General features: G+C 72.1%; 19 protein-coding genes and 2 pseudogenes. 14 read left to right on the top strand and 7 right to left on the bottom strand.

Translation table 11 applies throughout. From position 1 onward, the window contains the following. The first annotated feature begins 55 nt into the window (after nucleotides 1-55). From IH44_RS0128420 to IH44_RS41550, 7 genes and pseudogenes are all read left to right on the top strand, one after another. Nucleotides 56-1,141, top strand: a complete 1,086-nt coding sequence (locus IH44_RS0128420) for an acyl-CoA dehydrogenase family protein (protein WP_198545060.1) — start codon at nucleotides 56-58, stop codon at nucleotides 1,139-1,141. Then, nucleotides 1,138-1,383 (top strand): hypothetical protein, encoded by a 246-nt coding sequence (locus IH44_RS0128415; RefSeq protein WP_030462608.1) that lies wholly within the window; start codon nucleotides 1,138-1,140, stop codon nucleotides 1,381-1,383. Before IH44_RS0128420 ends, IH44_RS0128415 begins: the two co-directional genes overlap by 4 nt. After that, nucleotides 1,383-2,927: an amino acid adenylation domain-containing protein gene (locus IH44_RS0128410; RefSeq protein WP_051817415.1), complete on the top strand. Its 1,545-nt coding sequence runs from the start codon at nucleotides 1,383-1,385 to the stop codon at nucleotides 2,925-2,927. The genes IH44_RS0128415 and IH44_RS0128410 overlap by 1 nt, the downstream gene beginning before the upstream one ends. Then, nucleotides 2,921-4,222 carry an MFS transporter gene (locus IH44_RS0128405; protein ID WP_051817414.1) on the top strand — a complete coding sequence of 434 codons (1,302 nt, stop codon included), beginning with the start codon at nucleotides 2,921-2,923 and terminating at the stop codon, nucleotides 4,220-4,222. Before IH44_RS0128410 ends, IH44_RS0128405 begins: the two co-directional genes overlap by 7 nt. Before the next feature lie 113 nt (nucleotides 4,223-4,335). Further along, nucleotides 4,336-5,121, top strand: coding sequence for a bifunctional 2-polyprenyl-6-hydroxyphenol methylase/3-demethylubiquinol 3-O-methyltransferase UbiG (locus IH44_RS0128400; protein WP_051817413.1), 786 nt, complete (start codon nucleotides 4,336-4,338; stop codon nucleotides 5,119-5,121). An 8-nt stretch (nucleotides 5,122-5,129) separates the two neighbouring features. Next, nucleotides 5,130-7,460 carry a carbamoyltransferase HypF gene (hypF, locus tag IH44_RS0128395; RefSeq protein WP_030462604.1) on the top strand — a complete coding sequence of 777 codons (2,331 nt, stop codon included), beginning with the start codon at nucleotides 5,130-5,132 and terminating at the stop codon, nucleotides 7,458-7,460. Nucleotides 7,461-7,537: 77 nt separating this feature from the next. After that, nucleotides 7,538-8,193: pseudogene (locus tag IH44_RS41550) on the top strand (IS5 family transposase). A 128-nt stretch (nucleotides 8,194-8,321) separates the two neighbouring features. Here IH44_RS41550 and IH44_RS43160 read toward each other — a convergent pair. Next, a complete protein-coding gene (locus IH44_RS43160; RefSeq protein WP_198545061.1) occupies nucleotides 8,322-8,942 on the bottom strand; it encodes a hypothetical protein in 621 nt (206 codons plus the stop codon). Between the two features lie 334 nt (nucleotides 8,943-9,276). Then, nucleotides 9,277-9,630, bottom strand: a pseudogene (locus IH44_RS44670) (helix-turn-helix domain-containing protein); the annotation flags it as partial. A gap of 206 nt (nucleotides 9,631-9,836) precedes the next feature. Here IH44_RS44670 and IH44_RS0128380 point away from each other — a divergent pair. Continuing rightward, on the top strand, nucleotides 9,837-10,142 hold the full coding sequence (locus tag IH44_RS0128380) for a hypothetical protein (protein WP_030462601.1): 306 nt from the start codon (nucleotides 9,837-9,839) through the stop codon (nucleotides 10,140-10,142). Between the two features lie 136 nt (nucleotides 10,143-10,278). Here the strand turns inward: IH44_RS0128380 and IH44_RS0128375 are convergent, their stop codons facing one another. Further along, nucleotides 10,279-10,941 (bottom strand): hypothetical protein, encoded by a 663-nt coding sequence (locus IH44_RS0128375; protein WP_030462600.1) that lies wholly within the window; start codon nucleotides 10,939-10,941, stop codon nucleotides 10,279-10,281. 75 nt (nucleotides 10,942-11,016) lie between these two features. Here IH44_RS0128375 and IH44_RS46740 point away from each other — a divergent pair, with 75 nt between their 5' ends. After that, nucleotides 11,017-11,262 carry a hypothetical protein gene (locus IH44_RS46740; protein WP_157852493.1) on the top strand — a complete coding sequence of 82 codons (246 nt, stop codon included), beginning with the start codon at nucleotides 11,017-11,019 and terminating at the stop codon, nucleotides 11,260-11,262. A gap of 395 nt (nucleotides 11,263-11,657) precedes the next feature. On the opposite strand, the gene IH44_RS0128365 is transcribed toward IH44_RS46740, so the two are convergent. Continuing rightward, nucleotides 11,658-12,194, bottom strand: a complete 537-nt coding sequence (locus IH44_RS0128365; protein ID WP_030462599.1) for a hypothetical protein — start codon at nucleotides 12,192-12,194, stop codon at nucleotides 11,658-11,660. Between the two features lie 156 nt (nucleotides 12,195-12,350). Between IH44_RS0128365 and IH44_RS0128360 the strand changes: the two genes are divergently transcribed. Beyond that, a complete protein-coding gene (locus tag IH44_RS0128360; RefSeq protein WP_030462598.1) occupies nucleotides 12,351-12,956 on the top strand; it encodes a TlpA disulfide reductase family protein in 606 nt (201 codons plus the stop codon). Nucleotides 12,957-13,522: 566 nt separating this feature from the next. Here the strand turns inward: IH44_RS0128360 and IH44_RS0128355 are convergent. After that, nucleotides 13,523-14,815 carry a helix-turn-helix domain-containing protein gene (locus IH44_RS0128355; protein ID WP_198545059.1) on the bottom strand — a complete coding sequence of 431 codons (1,293 nt, stop codon included), beginning with the start codon at nucleotides 14,813-14,815 and terminating at the stop codon, nucleotides 13,523-13,525. A gap of 1,700 nt (nucleotides 14,816-16,515) precedes the next feature. Between IH44_RS0128355 and IH44_RS45670 the strand changes: the two genes are divergently transcribed. Further along, the gene (locus tag IH44_RS45670) at nucleotides 16,516-17,715 is read left to right on the top strand and encodes a restriction endonuclease fold toxin-2 domain-containing protein (RefSeq protein WP_030462595.1); all 1,200 of its coding nucleotides are present in this window, start codon (nucleotides 16,516-16,518) and stop codon (nucleotides 17,713-17,715) included. Nucleotides 17,716-17,728: 13 nt separating this feature from the next. Further along, nucleotides 17,729-18,118: a hypothetical protein gene (locus IH44_RS0128335; RefSeq protein WP_030462594.1), complete on the top strand. Its 390-nt coding sequence runs from the start codon at nucleotides 17,729-17,731 to the stop codon at nucleotides 18,116-18,118. 248 nt (nucleotides 18,119-18,366) lie between these two features. Here IH44_RS0128335 and IH44_RS0128330 read toward each other — a convergent pair whose 3' ends face one another. Together IH44_RS0128330 and IH44_RS0128325 are read right to left on the bottom strand one after the other, a co-directional pair. Continuing rightward, on the bottom strand, nucleotides 18,367-18,840 hold the full coding sequence (locus IH44_RS0128330) for an SMI1/KNR4 family protein (RefSeq protein WP_030462593.1): 474 nt from the start codon (nucleotides 18,838-18,840) through the stop codon (nucleotides 18,367-18,369). A 186-nt stretch (nucleotides 18,841-19,026) separates the two neighbouring features. Then, on the bottom strand, nucleotides 19,027-20,148 hold the full coding sequence (locus IH44_RS0128325) for an IS630 family transposase (protein WP_369795006.1): 1,122 nt from the start codon (nucleotides 20,146-20,148) through the stop codon (nucleotides 19,027-19,029). 185 nt (nucleotides 20,149-20,333) lie between these two features. Between IH44_RS0128325 and IH44_RS0128320 the strand changes: the two genes are divergently transcribed. After that, nucleotides 20,334-21,002 carry a hypothetical protein gene (locus IH44_RS0128320; protein ID WP_035956655.1) on the top strand — a complete coding sequence of 223 codons (669 nt, stop codon included), beginning with the start codon at nucleotides 20,334-20,336 and terminating at the stop codon, nucleotides 21,000-21,002. Nucleotides 21,003-21,405: 403 nt separating this feature from the next. Next, nucleotides 21,406-22,217, top strand: an 812-nt coding sequence (locus IH44_RS0128315) for a serine/threonine-protein kinase (RefSeq protein WP_030462590.1), incomplete at its 3' end; no start/stop codon positions are given.

Here is a 22,217-nt window from a genome sequence, read left to right as displayed (position 1 = left end):
GGAGCGGGCCGCCGGTCCGGCCCCCGCCGAAGCGTTCACCGCATGGTTGCCCGGAGTGCGGAGCTGGGCGGCCGCGGCGCGGCCGACCCGGGCCGACTGGGCCGCGGGGGCCGGGCTGGGTCTGCTGTCGCTGTCCGTCCCGACCGGATCCGGCGGGGCGGGGGCCGGCTACCTGGCGACGTGCCGCGCCTGGGAAGCGGCCGGTGAGGCGGCGGTGCTGGCGGGCGCCGACGAGCCGGGCGGGCTGCTGTTCGGCATGGCCGCGCACCTGTGGGCCTGCCAGGAGCCGCTGCTGGCCTTCGGCACGCCCGGGCAGCACGCGGCGCTGCTGCCCGGCATGCTGACGGGCTCGGTGGTGGGCGCGTTCGCGGCCACCGAGGACGGAGCCGGTTCGGACGTGTTCTCGATGCGGACCCGTGCCGAGCGGGACGACGCGGGGCGGTGGCGGCTCGACGGGGCGAAGGCGTTCGTCACCAACGCCCCGTTCGCCGACGTGTTCCTGGTGCTGGCCCGCACCGGCGCGGGCAGCGCGCTCGGCGCGCTGTCGGCGTTCCTGGTGCCGCGCGGCACGGCGGGCCTGACGGTGGGGCCGGCGCTCGCCCAGGTGGGACCGGCCGGGGCCGCGATGGCCCCGGTGCAGTTCGACGGCGTCCGGGTCGGGCCCGACGCCTGCCTGGGCGGTGAGGGAGCCGGGTTCGCGGTGCTGATGCACGCGATGCGCCACGAGCGGGCCATGATCCTGGCCCCGGCCGTGGGCCTGATGGCCGGCGCGCTCGCCCGCGCCGTCGAGCACGCCCGCCACCGGGTGCAGTTCGGCCGCCCGATCGGCGCGTTCGACTCCGTGAGGGAGCGGCTGGTCGACGCCGAACTGTCCGTCACCACCGCCCGGGAAGTGCTGCACGGCACCGCTCGGCTCGCCGACCTGGGTGAACTGACGCACCGGCGTGCCGCCTTGACGAAGCTCCACGTAAGCCGGGAGTTCGGCCGACTGGGCCGGCGCCTGGCCGATCTGTACGGCGGCTACGCGGTGCTGCCCAGCACCGGGATCGCCCAGTTGCTGCAGGACGCGCTGGCCAGCCGCTTCTACTCGGGAACGGAGGACATGCAGGTGAAGGTGATCGCTGAGGGGTGGGGCCTGTGAGCGCCGCCGACCCGGTCCTGGAGACCGTCCGGGCCGCGGTCCGGGCCGCGGCACCGGCCTTCACCGGCGACGACGGCACCGAGCTGATCCTGGAACGGGTCCTCGACTCGCTGGCGCTGGTCGGTGTGGTGGCCCGGTTGGAGCACGAGCTCGGCGTGTCGATCCGGGACACCGAGGTGCTGCCCCGCAACTTCCACTCCGTCACCGCGATCCGGGCCTTCCTCGCCACCAAGGGCCGCTGATGGCCGCCGAGCGGCGGCTCACCGCCGACCTGCGCCGCACGGCCGACCTGCACGGCGGGCGAACCGCGGTGATCGACGGCTCCGGCGCGCTGAGCTACGCCGAACTGGACGCGGCGGTGGACGTCCTGGCCGGAGCGCTGCGCGCGCACGGAGTACGGCCGGGTGACGCCGTCGCGTGGTGCGGGAGCAGGTCCGCAACCGCCGTGGCGGTGGTGCACGCGGTACTACGGGCGGGCGCCGGCTACGCGCCGCTGGACCCGGACGGCCCCGCGGGCCGGGCGGCGCGGCTGGTGGAGCGGCTGCGTCCGCGGGCCGTCATCGCCGACGGGCCCGCCCGGTCGGCGTGGGAGGCGGTCGGCGCCGGTCCGAGTTGGTCGCCGCTGCCGACAACCGGGGCCACCGAACTGTGGATCGCCCTCGTCCCGGAGCCCCGCGCCGTCCCTGCCGAGCAGCCCGCCTACGTCCTGCACACCTCGGGCAGCACAGGGGTGCCGAAGGGCGTGGTCCACACCCACGACAGCGCGGCGGCGTTCGTGGACTGGGGGGTGTCCGAACTCGGCCTCGGCCCGGACGACGTGCTGCTCAACTCGGCACCGCTGCACTTCGACCTGTCGACCCTCGACCTGTTCGGGGCGTGCCGGGTGGGCGCGGCCGTGGCGGTGCTGCCACCGTCCGTGGCCCCGTTCCCGGCGGGCTACGCCGACTTCCTGCGGCGCTCCGGCGCCACCGTCTGGTACACGGTGCCGTCCGCGCTGGCCTGGCTGACCGCCCGCGGGACGGAGCTGCTGTCGGAGCTGAAGGGCCTGCGCGCGGCCGTGTTCGCGGGCGAGGCACTCCGCCCGGCCGACGTGGACCGCCTGCGCACGGTGCTGCCCGGTCTGCGGGTGTGGAACTGGTACGGGCCGACCGAGACCAACGTGTGCGCCTCGTACGAGCTCCCGCCGGACCACGGGCCGAACCGGCCGGCTCCGATCGGCCGGGCCGCCGCGGGAGCCGAACTCCTGATCGTCGACGACCGTTCGGAGCAGGTCGCCGACGGCGAACCGGGCCGGTTGCTGGTGCGCGGGGCCACCCTCATGGCGGGCTACGCCGACGGGCGGGAGGTGTTCGTCCGCACCGCCGACGGGCGGACCTGGTACCCCACCGGAGACCTGGTCCGGCGCGACGCCGACGGTCTGCTGGCCTACCTCGGCCGGACCGACCAGCAGGTCAAATCACGCGGGTACCGGATCGAGCTCGGCGAGGTGGAGGCGTTGATCGGCGCGCTGCCCGAGGTGCGGTCGTGCGTGGCGGTGGCGGTACCCGACGACCTGCTCGGCGCCGCGGTCGTCGGCTTCGTCCGGCCGGCCGAGCGGCCGCCCGGGCCGTCGTCCGGGCTGGCGGCCGCCGTCCGCGCCGCGCTGCCGTCCTACCTGGTGCCGGCCCGGCTGTTCGTCCTCACCGGGGACTTCCCCCGGCTCAGTAGCGGGAAGACCGACCGGGCCGCGCTGGCGGCCGGTGCCGTCGGCGACGGCGCTCTCGAAGGGACGGACCGGGTGTGGTGACCGGAACCGGCGAGCAGGCCCGGACGGGACCGGCCCGCGGCGCGGACGGCGACTCGGAAGTGCTGCGGGACCCGCGGTTCCGACGGCTGTGGACGGCGAACGGGTTCCGGGACACCGCGGCCGAGGTGGCCGGATTCTCGCTGCCCGTCACCGCCGTGGTGCTGCTGCACGCGACGGCCCTGGAGGCGAGCCTGGTCGCGGTGTTCACCCGGCTCGGCTACCTGCTGGTGGGCTTGCCGGCCGGGGCCTGGGTCGACCGGTGGCGCAAGCGGACGGTCCTGCTGGCCGCCGACCTGGCCTACGCGCTGGCGTTCGCCAGCGTCCCGGCGACGTACGCACTGGGCTGCCTGACGATCCCCCAGCTGTTCGCGGTCGCCTTCGTCGCCAGCGTGGCGGGGGTCTTCTTCGACGTCGCTCACACCAGCGTGCTGCCGCTGCTGGTCTCCAAGCGCCGGGTCGCCGACGCCAACGCCCGGCTGCAGACCTCCGAGAACACGATCCGGACGGTCTCCCCCGGCACGGCCGGCCTGCTCACCCAAGCCGTCCCGGCCCCGCTGCTGTACGGCCTCGCCGCCTGCCTGCACCTGCTGTCCAGCCTGCTGGTGCGCGGCGTCCGCCCGGCGAGGGACGTGGCCCGGCCCGCCGACGGGACGCGCCGATTGCGCCACGACATCGCCGCGGGAATCCGGGTGACGACCCGTCAGCCACTGGTGCGGCTGCTGATGGCCCAGGCGGCGCTCAACAACCTGGGCGCGGGCGTGATCCTGGCGGTCCTGCCGGTGTTCCTGCTGCACGACCTCGGCCTCGCGCCGTGGTTGTACGGCGCGCTGTCGACGGCGGGCGCCGCGGCGGGCGTGCTGTCCTCGCTGGTCGGTCCCCGGCTGCGGCGGCGGCTCGGCGAGATCCGGATGGTCTTCGTGTTCTCCGCGTTGGCCCCGGTCGCGGCCGTCGGCGCGCCGCTCGCCGGGCTCGCGCCGGGTGCGGCGGTGCCGCTGGTCGCGGCCGCCCAGGTACTGATCGGCTTCGTCGTGGTCGGACGGGCGATCGCCTCCGCGGGCCTGCGGGCCCGGGTGACACCGACCCGCTACATGGCCCGGGTCGCCGCAGCGGCCGGCGTCGTCACCCAGGGCACCACCCCGCTGGGGGCGCTGCTGGGCGGCCTGCTGGCCACGTCCTGGTCCGCGGCCGCCGCCCTCTGGGCGGGCGTCGCGCTGATGGCGCTGCCCGTCGTCCTGCTGGCCCGCTCGCCGCTGCGCGGACACCGCACCCTGCCGGTCGAATGGGAGGAAGACTGATGAGGGACCAGAACCACGAGACGTACGCGTCGAACGAGGCTGCGGGTCGACCCGTTGGCTCCTGCCCCCCGGCGACGGCGGACCGGTCGTCCCCCCGTGCCCACGGACCGGTGGTGCCGGTCGGGGACGCGTTCGGGAACGCGGTGCGCCGGGCGTGGCGACGGGGCGGGGCACCGGGCGCGGCCCACGAGGTCATCGAGCGCGACGACGGGCTGTTGACGGTCCACGACTCCGGCCGGTACTTCACCGGACCGGCGGAGTGGAACGCCGTGGAGCGCCTGGCGGTCGAGGAGGCCCGAGGGCGGGTGCTCGACGTCGGCTGCGGTCCGGGGCGGCACGCGGTGCACATGCGTGCCCGTCACCTGCCCGTGCTCGGCGTGGAGCCGTCAGCGGGCGCGGCCGCGGTGGCCCGCGAGCGCGGGGTGGAGGTGCTGGAGGCCCGGCTGGACGAGTTGCAGCCCGACCTGGGCAGGTTCGACACCGTCCTGCTCGGCGGCCAGAACCTCGGTCTGCTGGGCAACCGCGAGCAGGCACCGCGGCTGCTCGCGCTGCTCGCCGACCTGACCACGGCGGACGGGGTGCTGCTGGGCGTCGGCATCGACCCGGAGCGGCTGAAGAGCCCCGAACACGCCCGGTACGCCGACGCGAACCGGGCCGCCGGGCGGCTACCCGGCCAGCAGCGCTTCCGTGTCCGCGACGGGGCGGTCGCCACGGACTGGTTCGACTACCTGCTCGCCTCCCCCACCGAACTGGAGCAGTTGGCCGTCGGCACCGGCTGGACCCTGGCCGAGGTGACCGCGGACGGCCCGCACTACCTGGCGCGCCTGGAACGGCGAGGCCGACCGGACCCGCGCCCGACCCGTGGCGGTGTCCCCGCGCCCGCCCGACCCGAATCCTGAGGAGCGACATGCGGACAACCCTCCAGCGCCGGCGAATCCGGGTCCGCGGCATCGTCCAGGGCGTCGGCTTCCGGCCGTTCGTCTACCAGGAGGCCCGGCGCCACCGGCTCACCGGTTTCGTCGGCAACGACGCGGACGGGGTCTTCATCGAGGCCGAGGGCGCCCCGAAGGACGTGTCGGCATTCGTCACCGCGCTGCGCGACCAGGCCCCGCCGCTCGCGCGGGTGGACGGGATCACCGAGCAGGACCTGGCACCCCGCGGCGGCGAGGAGTTCACCATCGTCGCCAGCCGGGGCCACCACGAGCAGCGCAACACCCTGATCGCACCGGACTCCGCGATCTGCGCGGACTGCCTGGCCGAACTGCTGGACCCGGCCGACCGGCGCCACCGCTACCCGTTCATCAACTGCACCAACTGCGGGCCGCGGTTCACCATCTCCCGGGACATCCCGTACGACCGCGCCAACACCACGATGAGCGGCTTCCCGCTCTGCGCCCGCTGCCGCGCCGAGTACACCGACCCCGCCGACCGCCGCTTCCACGCCCAGCCGAACGCCTGCCCCGACTGCGGCCCCCGACTCTCCTTCGCCGACCGGCGCGAGCAGCCCGGGCCGGGCGACGGGCCGCTCGACCGGGCGGCACGGCTGCTCGCCGACGGCGGGATCCTCGCCGTGAAGGGCCTCGGCGGCTTCCACCTGGCCTGCGACGCCACCGACCCGACAGCCGTGGCGGAGCTGCGACAACGCAAGGGCCGGGAAGCGAAACCGCTGGCCGTCATGGTGCCCGACCTGGCCACCGCCGAGTCGCTGTGCGCGATCTCCGCCGAGGAGCGACGGTTGCTGGAATCCCCTCAACGACCGATCGTCCTGCTGCGCCGGCACCACGGCCCGACGGACATGACGCCCGTCGCCCCCGACACCGGGACCCTCGGGGTCATGCTCCCCTACACGCCGATGCACCACGTGCTGCTGGACGCCTACCGGGCCGTGCGGCCGGTGGACCGGCCCGCCGTACTGGTGATGACGAGTGCGAACGCCTCGGACGACCCGATCGTCTACCGCGACGAGGACGCACTGGCACAGTTGCCCGGCATCGCCGACGCCGTGCTGCTCCACGACCGGCCGATCCACATGCGGTGCGACGACTCGCTGGTCCGGATGGCGCCCGGCGGGCCGCAGGTGCTGCGCCGGGCCCGTGGCCACGCCCCCGCCCCGGTCACCCTGCCGGAGGCGTCACCCGTACCCCTGCTGGCCTGCGGCTCCAACAACAAGGCGACCTTCTGCCTCGTCAAGGACGACCAGGCGTTCGTCAGCCACCACATCGGGAAGCTCGACGCGCCGCGTGCCGCCGAGTCGTACGCACGGACCGTCGAGCACTACCGTCGCCTGTTCGACGTCGCTCCCGTCGTCGTCGTGCACGACTACCACCCGCGCTACCGCTCGACCCGCTACGCCCTCGAATCGGGGATACCGGTGAAGATCGGCGTCCAGCACCACGAGGCGCACATCGCCAGCGTCATGGCCGAGCACCGGATCACCGGTCAGGTGATCGGCGTCGCCGCCGACGGCACCGGCCACGGACCGGACGGCACCATCTGGGGCGGCGAGGTGCTGGTCGGTGGCCTGCGAGGGTTCTCCCGGTTCGCGCACCTCACCCCGGTACCGCTGCCCGGCGCTCGGCAGGCGGTCCGGCGGCCGTGGATGCTCGGCTACGTGTACCTGCGGGCGGCGTTCGGCGACGACGCCGACCCCGCCGCGCTGCCGCTGCTGCGCGAACTGCCGCCGGAGCGCACCGCCGCCCTTGACCGCCTGATCGCCGACCGAGCCGCCTCACCGCTCACGTCCAGCGCGGGCCGCCTGTTCGACGCGGTCTCCGCGATCCTCGGCCTGCGCCACCACAACCAGTACGAGGGACAGGCCGCAGTCGCGCTGGAGGAACTCGCCTTGCGCCATCGGGCACCCACCCGTGCGCTACCGCCGACCGACGGGGCTCTCGCCGAGGGCGGGCCGATCGACACGCCGGCGCTGGTCCGTGCCCTTGTCGAGGACCTGCGCGCGGGCTGCGGGCTCGCCGAGACTGCCCACCGTTTCCACGTCCGGCTCGCGACAGTACTGGCCGCCCATTGTCGGGCCGCCCGACGTCGGCACGGGCTCGACAGGGTGGCGCTGAGCGGCGGCGTCTTCCAGAACACCCTGCTGCTCGGCCTGCTCACCACCGAACTGCAGGCCGATGGCTTCACGGTCTACCGGAACGCGGTCGTCCCGTGCAACGACGGCGGCCTCAGCCTCGGCCAGGCTGCCATTGCCGCCGCCCGCCTCCGTGACCTGCTCCACCCCTGACAGGGCCCGCTGCGACCGGCGGTCTCCTTCCGACACCGCGTTGAGAATTCGTCACACGATCTTGCTGATCGTTGCCGGTGGGGCGTAACCGGTGTGACGACGCGTCCGTTCGTGATGGCGTGAGCAACAAGCCGTGGGTCGTGGGCGACGAGCTGCGGGCCAGGATCGAGCTGCTGCCGGCGTGGCATCCTGTTCGTGCTGCACACCGGCCTCACCCGGCAGCAGTTGCCGCCGGAGCTGGGCTCCATGTGCGCGCGAAAAAGGGGGCGAAGCCACCGGCCCGTCACCGGTCGACCGCCGCAAGAGCGGCAGCAAGCACCACCTGATCAGCGACGGCGGCGGCATCCCGTTCCACGTGATCACCACCACCGCCAACGTCAACGACGTCACCCAGACCCTCGCCCTGGCCGACGGCATCCCGCCGGTTGCAGGCCGGGTCGGCCACCCCCGCAAGCGCCCGGACGCCCTGCTCGGCGACAAGGGCTACGACGGCAACCCCAACCGCCGCGAACTGGGCAAACGCCGGATCCTGCCCGTCATCTCCCGCCGCGGCGAGGCCGACATCATCGGCCTCGGAAAGCTCCGCTACGTCGTCGAGCAGACCTTCGCCCAGCTCCACCAGTTCAAGCGCCTCGCCGTCCGCTGGGAACGGCGCCTCGACCTCCACAACGCCTTCGTCTCACTCGCCTGCGCGCTCATCTGCCGGCGACGTCCCAACAAGTCGGCACCGTGATGGTGTCACGCCCGTTGTCAGGGGCTGCGAAGGTCGCCGGCAGTGCGTGCCGGGTCCCGGCTCTCGCCTTCCCCGTAGAGAGGAGGGATCTCGCCGTGTGGAGATGTAGGTCGTCGTGGGTGCTGTCGTTACGCGAGGGGGCGGCCCCAGACCTGCTCCGTGCTGGTGGGGTCGGCGAAGCGGCCCAGCTTGCCCACGTCGACCCAGGAGCGGTTGGCCCCGTAGTTGTAGGGGAGCAGGGCGTCCGTCACCTCGCGCGGCGCGAGGCTTTTGTTGTACATCGCGACCAGTCCCTGGCCGGTGTCGGCGAACGCGTACAGCATCGCGTAGACCTGTCCGTCGTGGTCCCATTCGTGTCTCACGATGGGCTTCTGCAGGACGGTCTCGAACCACGCGGCCGCTGCTTCGGCGAGCACCTGGGAGTTCCCGGACGCCTCCAGCGCCAGACCCGTCGGCTCCTCGGGGAGGTAGTACATCGCGTAGTCACCATCGATCAGGTCGCCGCGGACCGTGGGGCCGGCCATGTGCACCCCGAAGGTGGCGAGGTGGGTCCTACCCTTCGGGTCGCTGATGTGGGCGACGGCCACCAGGGCGGCTTCGTCCTCGTTGCGCAGCACCTCGCTGGGGGTCACCGGGAGGGTCCAGGTGGCGGTGCACTTGCGAAGTTCGGACAGGAAGGCGAGCTCGCCGGGACCGAACCTGTACCAGTTGTAGTAGCGGGGAGGACGGAACCACGGATTCTCGGTCACGGCGGCCACTGTAGAACACGACCCACAGACGCCCCTGGGCAGTCGGAGACCCAGGGCAGGCATCCGGTAAACGGTGAACCACATCCGGCCCCGCGGGCTGATCGCGGACATCGCGTCGACCGGGAAGCGGTTGCCCGTGCGCCGCATGGTCGGTGTCCGGCCGCGCGGTGCCCGGGTTCGGCCGGACACCTGGTCGGAGCGGACGCCGCTCTGGTCGGCGAACAGCACTTCGGCGCCTTCTTCCCGGGCCTTCGCGCGGATCGTGGTCCACCTCTTCTTCGCGCCGGGCGCGGACGGCTTCAGGGTTCTGCTCGATCGCGCGCTTGTCCGGGCGCTGGAACGGCAGGCCCCAGCGCTTGGGGTACTTGCCCACGCCTTGCTCGGTCAGTCGCACCCGGTACAGCAGGGCGATGAGGTCGCCGACGATCGCGCGGGTCCACAACTGCCCGCCCAGGCCCAGGTCTTCGGGGCGGTGGTCGATCAGGGCCTGCCGGACGCCCTGCTGCCGATCCGGATCGAGCACCTGGTGCTCGCCCACCCGCCGACCGCGGCTCTTGGACACCAGCGCTTCCCGGCCGCCGGCCTGCCGGACGGCCCACCAGCCGGTCGCCGACTCCACAGTGACGCCGAGCAGTTCGGCCACCTCGCGCCGGTCCCGGCCCGTCCGAAGTGCCGCAACCGCCCGCATCCGCAGAGCCTCCCGAGCCCTCGGCGACAGCCGCCGCGGCGCCCCCCACCAGATCCGTCACGCCCGGATCAACGAGCCCGGGTCCTTACCGTTTCGGGTCAATACCGGCCCCAATTGTCTTTCTGCGCAAGCGTTCTGGGTCGATGTCCGTGCGAGCAGTACGCTGCCGCGAGCAGGCTGCGCTGTCGCCGATGCGAGGGGCACACATGTCGTACCTCATTCTCCTGGTCCTCATCGCCGGCCCGCTCATCCTGGCCCTGGTGGCGTTTGCCGACCGGCGAAGAAGGTCGGCAAACAACTCCTACGCCGGGGAGATCATCGACCGGTGGACCAGGACCGGATACAGCACCACCGGCCCGACCGAAAGCTTCTGGTTGCGGATCCGCACCGACGACGGAGGCGAGCTCACCGTCTGCGTGGACGGCGTTTCGTACGAGAAGCTCAAAACCGGCGACCGGGTCATGAGGACCCCCGCCACCCGCCGGCCCGTACGACCGAAGCAGGCACCCTGAACACCCGCGCCCGGCCGGACCGGATGCCCAGCGGTCTGGCTGCCGGCCGACCCCGGGCGTCAACCATCGTCCGGCGCACCGGCGCCCGCAGGTAGGGCCGTTCTCGACGAACCCCGGCGCGGCCGCGGCGGGGAGGTCAGCAGCCGCCGGAGTTGGCGGAGGCCGAGCCGCTGCCGCTCCAGCCGCTCCCGCCTCCCGGGCGGGACCGGACGGTGCGTTCGGTGACCAGCTCGACCCGCACCCCGGCGGGGCCGAGCAGCGCGGTGAGGTCCTTGTGCAGCCGTTGAGGTGAGGTGAGGGCGGGTGGGGTCCACTTCAGTTCGTCGCCGGCGAGGTCGAATCGGACGGTGAGTTGATCGGTTGCCGGCTGCTGGTCCCCCGGGTAGGGCGCGGCGACTTGGTGCTCCAGCCGGACTCCGCACAGCTGGGTGATCGGCTGCCAGGGGCCGGGGCGGGCGGCGTGGACCGTCCGGAACCGGGTGGGGGCCTGGGCCGGGGCGAATCGCAGCCGGCGGACCGTGGTGAGTTCCATCCACACGAACAGCGGTGCTGCCAGCGCGACCTCGACGGCGACGATCGCGAGGACGATCTGTGCGACGGTCGCGCCGTCGGTGCCGATCACCAGCGCGACGATGGCGACCGTCACGGTGATGACGCCGAGCATCACCGGCACCATCAGCGACTGCGCGGCCCCGGTCAGGATGAGCGGCGCCACCCACGCGTAGGAGCCGCCGCCTTCGTGGAGGACGAGGTCGGTGGTGGAGTCGGGTCCGGGGCGAAGCGGCGCACGATCAGCCATACCGCCACGGTAGAGCCGGAGGCGAGCGGCCGGAAGGTGGCGGACGGGCAGCAATTCCTTCTCCCCGCAATCCATGTGACGGCAAGTCAGCTCTCGGCGGCCTCCCAGTTGGCACCGACGGAGACGTCCACCGCCGAACAGAACAAGGATGTGGTCCGCCGCCTCTACGAAGCCGTCCTGCGAGTACCCGGCGGCCCGAACTTCGCCACCGCCGGAGAACCGGCCGACGAACAGGAGGTCGAACTCAACTGGGGCCACCCCGACAGCGGCGTCCACCGGGGGGCCGCCATCGGACCGGCCGCCACCGGATACACCGGCTGACCGGGCTGGACACCACGACCATCGGCATCGACGAGTTGATCGCCGAAGGCCCCACCCGGGTCGTGGTCGCGGCCACCAACAGCGACACCGACGTCCATGGCGTCCCATGGACAATGAACGTCATCGAATGTCGCGCCGGGCCCGGGGCCACCCTGCACCTGCGGCCCTGCACGCGTCCGGCCGACCGCCCGGCCCCGGGTGACAGCGGCCGCGGGTAGCGCCCCGCCATGGACTCCGGCCCCGGCCCGAACGGCGGCACCGACCCCCCCGGCAGCGGCGTCGTGCTGTCGCCGGAGGCCGGCGAGGCCCTGCTCGAGGAGAGCATCGAGCAGGGCCTCGCCGACCCCACGCCGTCGCCGTCCCCGGCCACCGTCTGCTCCAGCTCCTCCCGGTGCTCACATCGCGGCCTCGCGTGCCCTTCCCGGGCGGCGAACCGGGCCAGCGCGGAGACGCCCCGGGCGGAATCGGTCGGCCTGCGACACCTGCGGCCACGCCTTCGCCGCCCGCCAGGTCCTCGCCGCCGCCTGCGCCGCCAACACCGGATCCCGCTCGACCCCGAGCACGGCCAGCACCTCCTGCCGCTCCTCGACCAGACCGTCGAAGCCGGCCCGCTGCGCCGCGACCCGCCGACCCAACTGCTCGCCCTCGAGCACCGTCTGGGCCAGCAGCTGCGCCCAGTCGACTCGGCCGTTCGACTCCAGCCACCATGCCCTGGCGGCCGCGTAGGTGCGCTGCCAGGCGATCGGCCACGTCGGCGCCCACCCCGGGGCGATGGCCTCCAGCGCGGCCCGCCGTGCGGGCTCCAGCGCCCCCTTCTCGCCCTCGGGGACCTCGGCCTGGGCGCGCAGCCCCGCCAGCCAGGTCCCGATCGGGTACCCGCCGATGGAGGCCCGCACCGGGGCAGCGGGCGAACCGAAGTGCTCCGCGGCCACTGCCCGGCCTCGAGCCGGCGCCGGGGCCGTCTTCGCCGCACTCGCCTACCCGTTGGACCCGTAGGCCAGTAGCTGCGCGACACCGGCCGTCTCGCCAGCGTTCTGACACCACCGGCCGCTTACTGATGCAGTATCAGGTTCGTTCATACTCTTTCCATGTCTGGCACAAAGCGTTTTCGCGTCCCGTCCGCAGCAGCCGCCGCCATCCTGATGCTGACCCTGGCCGGCTGTTCGTCATCCGGCTCGTCGAGCAGCAACGGCACCGGTCTCGTGACCGCCAAAGGCGGGATAGCCGTCGCGGCCCCGGGCCACCGGGAGGAGGCGCCGGACATTTCGGGTGCCACATTGGAGGGCACCCCGGTCAAGCTGTCCGACTACCGGGGCAAGGTGGTCGTCCTGAACCTCTGGGGCTCCTGGTGCAACGCCTGCCGGACCGAGGCCCCCGGCCTGCAGGAGCTCTGGGCCAAGTACCAGGACCAGGGCGTGCAGTTCCTCGGCATCAACACCAGGGACAACGACCCGGCCAACGCCATCGCCTTCGAGAAGAACAAGGGCGTCACCTTCCCCAGCATCTACGACCCGGACGGCAGCCAGATCCTCAGGTTCCCCAAGGGCAACCTCAACCCGCAGGCCATCCCCACCACCCTGGTGATCGACCGCGACGGCCGGACGGCCGCCCGCGTCTTCGGCGGCCGGACCCCCGAGGTCATCGACTCCATGATCCGGCCGGTACTTGCGGAGCCAGCGCCCGGTACACCCTGAGGGCACCTGGCACGGTGTCACTGAGCCCTTTCAATGGCGACTCGGACGAGCGGCGAGCCAACTGCCGTTGACGAGTGGTCAGTCTGCGGAATCTCGCCGGCAGGCGAACCCCCGCGCGACCGCCCTGCTCTCCGATCGGTGGTCGGGTGGAAAGAGCTCAGGCACTGACGGCCCCTCCGCTCTGCTTCAGCCTGCGCCTCGTAGCCCGGCGCCCAGGCCCCTCGGTCCCGCTGCTGCTCGCGCCCACTGCACGCCGTGCTCGGCGAGGGCCGCGAGCTGGCCCGGCCCCAAGTTGGGCCTGCGGGCTCTTCGCTTCGTCGAGGAAGGCGCCCAGCGCGACCACCACCGTCCGCACCTCGCCAACGCCGTCGCTGTCCCCGACCACCACCTGCTCCAGGCCCTTCCGGTGCTGGCGTCGCGGCTTCGCGTGTTCTTCCCTGGCGGTGGACCGGGCCGGTACCGCCGTGCCCGGGGTGAACAGGTCGGCCTGCGGGCGAGGGCGGACTCGCTCGCGGGCACCAGGACGTCCTGCAGCGCTGGCGCCCGGTCCCGGGCGCCGGGTCGGGTCAGGACTTCTCCCAGACGGTGGTCTCCACTTTCTCCTCGCCGCGGATCATGCTGACGGGCCGGAAGTAGCCCAGGCGCCGGTCGGCGGTGGCGAAGCAGGCGGTGGACCCGAAGGGCACGTGGGTGTTGGCCTGGCCCGGGTTGGTGTTGAGCAGGTCGGCGCACTGCTGGGGCGTGGGCACCCCGGTGCCTTCCCAGACCACGATCGCGTTGCCCATGAACTGCTCCGCTTGGCAGGCGAGCATGCACGCCATCTGGATGTCCCCGGTGAGTGTCGTCCTCGGGGGGACCGGATCCAGCGCCCACGACCTGACCAATGGGCCGTAGTCCCCGTTCTCGAAGACCAGCGTCCCCTTCCAGCGCACTCGCACAACCGGCGGCGGGGTGGTCGACGCGGCCTCGGAAGGCGTGGGCGACGGAGAAGGAGAAGGAGATGGCGACGGAGAAGGCGACGGGGAGGGAGCGGGAGTGGGGGAGTGGGACACCAACGGAGAGGCCGTTGTGCCGGCGGGCTGCGTCTCGATGGGCCGCTGTTCCGGTAGGAGAGCCACTACCAGCGCGACCAGCAGGACCAGGACCAGGCCGCCGACCGAGAGCACCCAGCGCAGCGGCACCACGCGCTGTCCCACCCCGGAAACAGGCCCCTCACCAGGGGGAACAACCTCCCTCCCGGCGGCCGGCGAACCGGCACGCCGCGGCCCGGCCGGCACGGGCAACGCGTTCTCCTCCTCCACGACCAGGGCGCCGAGGCGGTCGATCTCGGCCAGGATCCCGCGCCGCCGCCGGACCAGCGCCGCGTGACGCCGCCCGATCTCCTCAGCCCGCCGCCCGCCCTTCGACGACCTGCTCTTCGACGACCCGCCCCCCTCCTGCCGGCCCAGCTCGGCGAGCTGCCGCACGACCCGGGCCTCCTGCTCCTGGACCTCGCGCAACTCCCGCTCCCGCCAGTACAGCGAGGCCCGCTCCCCGTTGCGCCCGTCCTCCGGACCCAGCGCCCACTCGTACAGACTCCACACCAACTGCCGCACCTCAGCGGTCAACGGCGCAGTCCCCCGCCGGTCCGCCTCCTCCAACAGCCCCTCCACATACCTGATCAACGGCAACCGGTCCCCGTTCTCGTAGCGCGAGATCGAGGAGATGCTGCGCCCGTGCAACGCCTCCATCTCCCGCTGGGACAACCCCGCGTTCTGCCGCAGCCGCCGTAACTGCTCCCCCAGCACCCGCGCCGCCTCGGGGGAGCCGGCCTTCCCGCTCGGAACCAGACCGTTGCCGCCCACACCGCCGTCGACCATCCCCACCCCGTCCCTCGGACCCCGGAAACTTCCCCACCCGGAAAACCTCTGCTCCCAGGAGGGAACACCGAGCCTAGACACCAAGGTCGATTCCAGGGCCAGGACGGCCCATCTCCACATCGACCCGAGGGGACAGCACCATGACCGACCCGCTCCTGCTCCACCTGGCCGCCGCACCCGCCCGCACCACCGCCGTCGCCCTCAGCGCCCTCCTGCCGATGCTGGTCGTCCTGGCCGGCCCCACCCCCCGCTGAGCCCTCACCAACTCGACCCATGAAGTCCTCGGCGGGCACCACCCGTACGGCGAGCAGACGGGTGGTCATCAAACCGGTGGCCACCCACCGCCGCTCACGCCCGCTCCACCCCGTGCTCGGCCAGAGCCGCGAACCGGCCCGCACTCAGCGCGGAAGCGGTTGCGCTGACCGTGCTGGAGACGCTCACCGCTCACTACGCCACCGGCGACGACCGGCACGCCTGCAGCAGGGCGCCCGGCCGGTGCCCCCGGAGAGAGCTTGGACTACCGACCCGCCCCCGGCCGTGACCAGGTCCTGGTCGCGCTCATTTTTCGCGGCCGACTGACGCGCCGTCGACGTCGTCGAGATCGCCTCATCGACACCGCCCGACCCCGGTGTCTCCTGGGCCTGCATCGGCACCGTTCTCGGCGTCTCCCGCCTGCGTGGGCCCCGTCGACCCGCTGGCCGCCTTCACCGGCTGACGCACGCCAAAGTGTGACCATCCGGTGAGCGGGATCCTGTGTCGGTGGGCCTGGCACAGGGGTATTCATGAAACATGACATCGGGGTTTCGTACGAAGGACAATCGCGTTGTTCACTTCGGAGATCACGTCTGGGGCATGAACGGTGACGGCCCGTTCGTCATCAGCAGGTGGTACCCGCTCGGTGACCACGACCACCTGCAGCTGGACAGGGTAGGGGGCGGATCCAGCGATACCCTGCGGGTGCACGCCCCGGAGGACATCACGCTCTACTACTTCGCGGTAGAGCCCACTCCAACCCAGGTCAGATCGGCCTTTGCCGGGCTGCGTGATCTGGCGCGGCGGACATTCGGGAAGTGACGGCGGAGGCTGGGACCGGGACGGGTGCATCGGTCCCGGCCTCCAACACGGCGTGCTGATGATCAGCTCGGTCGCTCATCGACTTCTCCGGACAAACGGTCAGACGTCGTGCCCGGCCCCGCCGGCCGAGCAGCTCGCCCGGCCCGCGACCGCGCGGGGACGGCTGCTCCGGGGCAGCGACCGTCCGGGTGCTGGCCGTCACGAAGCGTGTTGCTGTGTCTGCGCCTGCCGTAGGCTGGCGCGTAGCGCAGAAGCGGGAGGGGGGACTGTGCAAGCTCCGCCGGCGGACGGTTTCATCGTCGATTCCAGTGTGGTGTTCCGGGCGTCGGTTCAGTTCCTGGACACCAAGGACTTCGTCTTCGCCATCGCCACGGGCCTCGCCGGAGACCTGGCGTCGTCTTCCGGGATGGCGGGGACGACAGCGTCGCGCACTCCTTCGCGGCCAAGTACGAGCCGGCCGCCAAAGCGATCGTCAAGGCGATCGGCACCGCCGGGCAGGGGATGGCCACGATCTCCGGCCGACTGCTGACGATGGCGGCCAACTACCTGGCCGTCGAGGACTCGATCGCCGCGGCCGTGACCGGCCAGATCAACACCTCCTCCGGCACGGCGCAGAGCGCGCAGCAGTGCGAGCCCAGCGAGGCGCACAACAACCTGCCCATGGTGACCGGGTCAAGGAGGTCCACGAGATCCCGGTCATCGGGAAGTTCTGGCCCCAGGGCGATCCGGACCGGCTCCGGCAGGCGGGCGAGGTCCGGGCGAAGTGCGCGTCCCTGCTCGACGACGCGCAGGCCAATGCCGGCATCCATGCGGCGAACGTCGTCGAGTACTGCCAGGGCAAGGCGTTCGACGCCTTCCAGCAGTATGCGGCGACCGTCTACACCGCCCGGCCGCACGGCGGCAACGACACGTCGCCGTCGCTGCCGCTGATGGAGAACCTGTCCGCGTCCTGCCGACAGATGCACGCCCTGTGCACCCAGTACGCGGACGCCATCGACACCTGCCGCAACACCCTCATCGGCCTCGGAACGGCAGCCGGGATCATCACCACGGCCGGTGTCATCCTCACGTTCTTCACCTTCGGGGGTTCGGACGTCGTGGCGGGAGCGGCGGATGCCGCGCTCGTCGCCGACGCCGCCGCAGCCGAGGCACTGGCGGCCGCTGAAGCCGAGCCGACCGCCGCGGCGGCTGTCGCCGAAGCCGAAGCGGTCGTGGCCTCCCTGGCCGCGCGCCTGTCCCTGACCCTCGGCGCCGCCGCAGCCGTGACGGCCGCAACCGGGATCGACTCCGCCAGCGCTACCACGCCGCCGGGGCCGGTCAATCCCCTCGCGGTACCCGGCGTCGGCCCTGTTTCCGCCCCCGTGCCGCACCCGTACCGGATGTACACCCCTGCCGAGCAGTTCGGCGCCTCGACCTGGGCCGCGGGCCTGCCACAGCGGCAGCCCAACTACGGCACCGCCGACGACCGCGCCTATCAGGTCCGCGTCGTCGGCACCCCCGAGCTCCTGATGTCCGGCGCCAACGGCGAAACCGTGTGGGCGGACGGATTCCGCCCCTCGGACGGCGCGATCATCGACGCCAAGAACGTCCGCAAGCAAGGCTGCAGCCCCCGCTCCCTCCAAGGCCTCCAAGAAGGCAAGTTCAACACCAACCTCCTGCTGGCCAAGGACGAGTCCGAACTCAGCCGGTACCAGGCCGCCATCGACGACCCCGCCAACCACGCCCAGTACCTCGAAGCGGACACCCCCGACCCGGCAACCGTCGGATACTGGCAGTTCCTGCTCGCCGCGAACCACGTGAAGAGCAACGTTCGCGTCGTCCCCTGACGGAGGCACACCCATGCAGGACGCCATCTTCATCGCCGCCCCCGAAGGCATGTCGTGGCCGCTCGGCCGGCACGACGTCCAACACCACCTCGCTACGCGCTTCCCAGACGTCCAGACCTGGCACAAGTACGCGCCCGTCAGCCGCGCCGACTACATCGATTTCGAGATCACCATCGACGGCGAGCCGCGGCACGGCAGCTACTTCGACCACCGGCACCTGATCCTCCGCGACGGCACCCCCGAGTTCTGGGCCGACACGATCGCCTGGTTCCCCGGCCTCCTTCCCCCCGGTACGCCCGCCGTGGCGATGGTGGAGTCCAATGAAGACATCGTCCCCATCCCGGCCGCAGTGAGCCCCCATCAGATCACGGCCGTCCTCGACGAGCTCCTCGGAGAACCCTAGCCACGGCGCCTGCCCGCCACCCTCGCCGCCGACACCACCTGGGCCCAGGCCCCCACCCACTACGTCGCCGCCATCAAGTCCAACTGGACCACCTCCCTCACGGTCACCGGCATCGGCTAGTGCTGTGACCGGAAACGTTCACAGTTGTGAGCTGGGCGGCCGGGTCAGCCGAAATCCGAATGCTGACCGACCAGGAGGGTGGGCAGCACAACGGATCGCGTGCCGGGTAGGACCGCTGGTGGGGCAGCTCAGTCGAAGCTGCCTTCCCAGGCCGGTAGCCACTCGGTGGAGACTTCTTCTGCCAGAGCACCCCGTAGCCACTCGACGCAGGTCAACTCGTAGTCGATCCACTCGCCGTGGATGCGTACCCACACGGAGACCGTCCATCTTCCGTCCGGCCGGGGCAGGAGAAACAGCTGGTCGGAGTACGGAGTGTGTCCCCAGTGCAGCATCCCTCCCTTGCTGGGCAGGATCGGGTGGGGAATGGACGGGCTGGCCTCCAGGGTCTTGCGCATGCTCTCCGGATGGCCGTCAGAGAAGGTCCTGGGTCCGAAGATCGTGAGGTAGCCCGCGATCGAGTCGTCCCCGTAGGCGAGGGTGAGATCCTTGAAGTCCTGGGGGAGCTGCAGCCCCCACTTCTGCTCCAGGTCCTCGTAGGTGTCCTCCTCACCCAATGGAGTCGGCTCACCCAGAAACACCGCGATTGGTGATAAGTCGGTCATCGACAACTCCTTCCCTCAGCTGCTGCACCCGCCGAAGCGTAGAGGTGCGCTGTGACGATCACTGCCCCGGTGGCCTGCTGGTGCCGTGGTCGGAGGGGGTCTTCTGCTCTTGCGGGATGCGGTCTCCAGTGCCCGCTGTCCAGCGTTCAGCCGGCGGTCGGGGGCGCTCATCGGGTCGGTGGGTGGTCAGGCTGCTCGCGCGAGGGGGCGTCCGCCGTAGCGGATGCCCTTTTCGCTGCGGACGCGGGCGCGTTCTCGGCGTTGGGCCTGGAGGAGGTCTGGGTCGCGGGTGTGGGTGTTGCGCCAGCGCAGGTAGGCGTGCAGTGCGCGGGTCTGGACGGTGTGGTTGGAGTGGTGGGAGTTGGCAATGGTGAACTGCCGCAGTGGGCCGAAGTGCGCTTCGATGGGGTTGGCCCAGGACGTGCAGGTCGGAGTGAAGCACAATTCGACCCGGTTGCGGTGGGCCCACCGGCAGATGCGCCAGTTCTTGTGGGCGGACAGGTTGTCCAGGATCACGTAGACGGGGGCGCCGTCCGGGCGGGCCTTGCGGATGGAACGCAGTGCGGCCCAGGTGTGGTCGATGCCCTTGCGGCGGTGGTTGACGCCCCAGAGGGTGTCGTCGCCGACGGAGTAGCAGCCGTGGAAGTAGGTGATCCCGTGGGTGCGGCGGTAGGTCGCCGGCAGGCGGTTCGGTCGGCCCTTCGGCATCCAGCCGGATCCGGCGGTCGGGCGGATTCCGAGCGGTCCGAACTCGTCGAAGGCGAACACCCGGTCCGGGAAGCGTTCGAGGGCGTGCTCGATGCGGGCGAGCTTGGCATCGAAGTCGGGGTCGTTGGAGTCCCTCCAGGTCTTGGTGCGTTGGAAGGTGATCCCGCGGCGGGCCAGCAGGGTGCGCAGGGCCTCGCGGCCGAGCCGTATGACGCGGCCGTGGACGCGGCGGAGGTAGGCGGCCAGTTTGCGGATCGACCAGCGGGTGAAGGGCTGGCCGAGCGCGGTCGGACGGGTGGTGGCCGTCTGCGCGACGAAGTCCTCGTCGTCAGTACCGGGATGGCGGGGACGACCTCCCGCCCATCGAGGGTCCAGGCTGGCCATGCCCGTCTCGTTGAAGCGGTGGATGACGTCGCGAACGGTGTCCTCGTCTGCCTGGATCAGCCGCGCGATCACCGGGACCGTGTTCCCGTCGGCCGACGCCAGCACGATCATCGCCCGCCGGAAGCGCACCGCGCTGGTCGTCCCACGACGCACGATGCGTTGCAGTCCGCGGCCCTCATCCTCGGACAGCCCGCGGACCCTGACCAGTTCTGCCACCGAACCTCCGAACATCGGTTGGATGTTCGAACCATCCAACCGGTGCCAGGCACTCCGACGCCAACCCACCGGACCGGTGAACGTTTCCGGTCACAGCACTAGGCAGTTACCAGACTGGCCGTCGGCCGGGGGTTGGAAGTGCGGAACACGCCGCTGAGCGGGGTGCGGCCCGGCACAGTGCAGAAATGACCACGACGAGATCGGATCGCCCCGCCCGGCCGGCCCGCCAGTGCCGCCACGCCCGTCAGATCGCCGAGTTGGTGCTGCTGATCGAGGACTGCGCGCGGGCGGCGGGCGCGGTCTTCGGCCCGCTTGCTGCCGCTCCCCCCGAGCGGGACAGCGTGGAGGTCACCCTGCTGCCGTGCCGGCAGATGAGCTCGGGTGCCGCGCTGGCGCTGGATCGGGCCCGTGCGGAGGACGCCCGCCGCTGGCCCGACGCTGTCCGGCAGGAGGAGGCGAACGCCGCCCGGACGCATGCCGCGCGGCTGGCGGTGGCCCGCGCCGAGGAGTTCACGGCGCCGGCCGACCAGCCGGCCGACCCGCCCGTGGTGCCGCTGCTGACGGTGGAGCAGACCGCCGAAATCGACCTGGTCTCCTCGGGCGACGAAGTGGCCGCGCTGTGGCGCAGCGACCCGGCCGCGGCGATCGCTCGCGTGCGGGACCTGACTGCCGGCGGCGAACTCGGCCCCGACGAGATCCTCGACCAGGCCGCCCACGCCGCGGAGCTCGCGGGACTGCTGACCCTCGCGCAGGCCCGCACCACGGCCGATCCCAGCACAGCGGCCCACCTCCTCCTGGCCGCGGCTCCCGACTTCGCACTCGCGGTCCAGCTGCTCGCCACCGACCCGGACTGACCCGCGCCACCCCCGTCAGGTACCTCCCGGCCCTTTCCCGGGGCCGACTCGAGCAGCACTGCGATCCGGACGTCCACACCCCATCCCGGCGGCGCCTTGTCCGACCGCCACGCCCACCGGCTGCACGGCGCCCCCCGCCCCTGGCCAGTGGCAGGGGGCGCCGTGCGAGCGTCGAACCGATGGCCTGTCCACTGACCGGTCCTGGTGGTTGACTCTCCCCTCGGGGGAGTGGGTCGTGCCCGCTCCGAGACGGGCGGAAGGTGCCACGGGGTGGATTCTGGAACGCTGTTGGGACAGTGGTACCGGCGTCTTTCCCTGGTCGGTCAGTAGTCTGTTCCCAATGGAGGGATCGGTCCAAGTGCCGTCTGGGGGAGATGTGTTGGAGGACGGGGCGTCGGCGCGAATGATCGGTGGGCGGTACCGGCTGGAACGGGAGTTGAGTTCCGGTGGGTTCGGGACCGTCTGGCGGGCGGTCGACACCGTGCTCGGGGTCGGGGTCGCGGTGAAGCAGGTGAGGCTCGACCCGACGGCCTCCGAGACCGAACGTGCCAAGGCCGTGGCCCGTGCCGAGCACGAGGCCCGCAACTCCGCCCGGTTGCGCGACCACCCCAACATCGTGACCATCCACGACGTCGTCACCGAGGACGGCACACCGTGGTTGGTGATGCGCCTGGTCAACGGCCGTTCACTGCACCAGGAACTCGTGGCGCGCGGGCGGCTGGACGTAAACGAGGTGGCACCGATAGCCGTGGCCGTGCTGTCCGCGCTTGCCGCGGCCCACCGGGCCGGGATCGTGCACCGGGACGTGAAGCCGGCCAACATCATGATCGCCGAGGACGGGACGGTGATGCTGACCGACTTCGGCATCGCCAAGCACCACACCGACACCGCCCAGACCACCTTCGGCGTGCTGATCGGATCGTTGCCCTATATGGCGCCCGAGCGCTTGGACGGCAAGGACGTACCCGCCAGTGACCTGTTCGCGCTCGGCGTGACCCTGTACCAGGCGACCGAAGGGATCTCCCCGTTCGCCCGGGACAGCGTGACGGCGGCCATGTCCGCGGTGGTGCTGCACACCCCCGAAGCCCCGCGCCGGGCCGGACACCTGACCGCCCTGGTCCTGGCGCTGCTGGAGAAGGACCACACCAGGCGCCCCGACGCCGAAGCGGCTCTGGCCCTGCTCGACGGCACCCCCCCTTCGCCTCCCCCCCCTCC

This window comes from Kitasatospora sp. NRRL B-11411 (assembly GCF_000721345.1).
Lineage (GTDB): Bacteria > Actinomycetota > Actinomycetes > Streptomycetales > Streptomycetaceae > Kitasatospora > Kitasatospora cineracea.
The sequence above is the reverse complement of the archived record's forward strand: the minus strand, read 5'-3'. Positions and strand labels throughout refer to the sequence as shown.

Bases quoted from the DNA above. Each gene is read 5' to 3' on its own strand.
- IH44_RS0128410 (WP_051817415.1), top strand. From the start codon at position 1,383: ATGGCCGCCGAGCGGCGGCTCACCGCCGACCTGCGCCGCACGGCCGAC.
- hypF (WP_030462604.1), top strand. From the start codon at position 5,130: ATGCGGACAACCCTCCAGCGCCGGCGAATCCGGGTCCGCGGCATCGTC.
- IH44_RS0128380 (WP_030462601.1), top strand. From the start codon at position 9,837: ATGTCGTACCTCATTCTCCTGGTCCTCATCGCCGGCCCGCTCATCCTG.
- IH44_RS0128375 (WP_030462600.1), bottom strand. From the start codon at position 10,941: ATGGCTGATCGTGCGCCGCTTCGCCCCGGACCCGACTCCACCACCGAC.
- IH44_RS0128360 (WP_030462598.1), top strand. From the start codon at position 12,351: ATGTCTGGCACAAAGCGTTTTCGCGTCCCGTCCGCAGCAGCCGCCGCC.
- IH44_RS0128355 (WP_198545059.1), bottom strand. From the start codon at position 14,815: ATGGTCGACGGCGGTGTGGGCGGCAACGGTCTGGTTCCGAGCGGGAAG.
- IH44_RS0128335 (WP_030462594.1), top strand. From the start codon at position 17,729: ATGCAGGACGCCATCTTCATCGCCGCCCCCGAAGGCATGTCGTGGCCG.
- IH44_RS0128330 (WP_030462593.1), bottom strand. From the start codon at position 18,840: ATGACCGACTTATCACCAATCGCGGTGTTTCTGGGTGAGCCGACTCCA.
- IH44_RS0128320 (WP_035956655.1), top strand. From the start codon at position 20,334: ATGACCACGACGAGATCGGATCGCCCCGCCCGGCCGGCCCGCCAGTGC.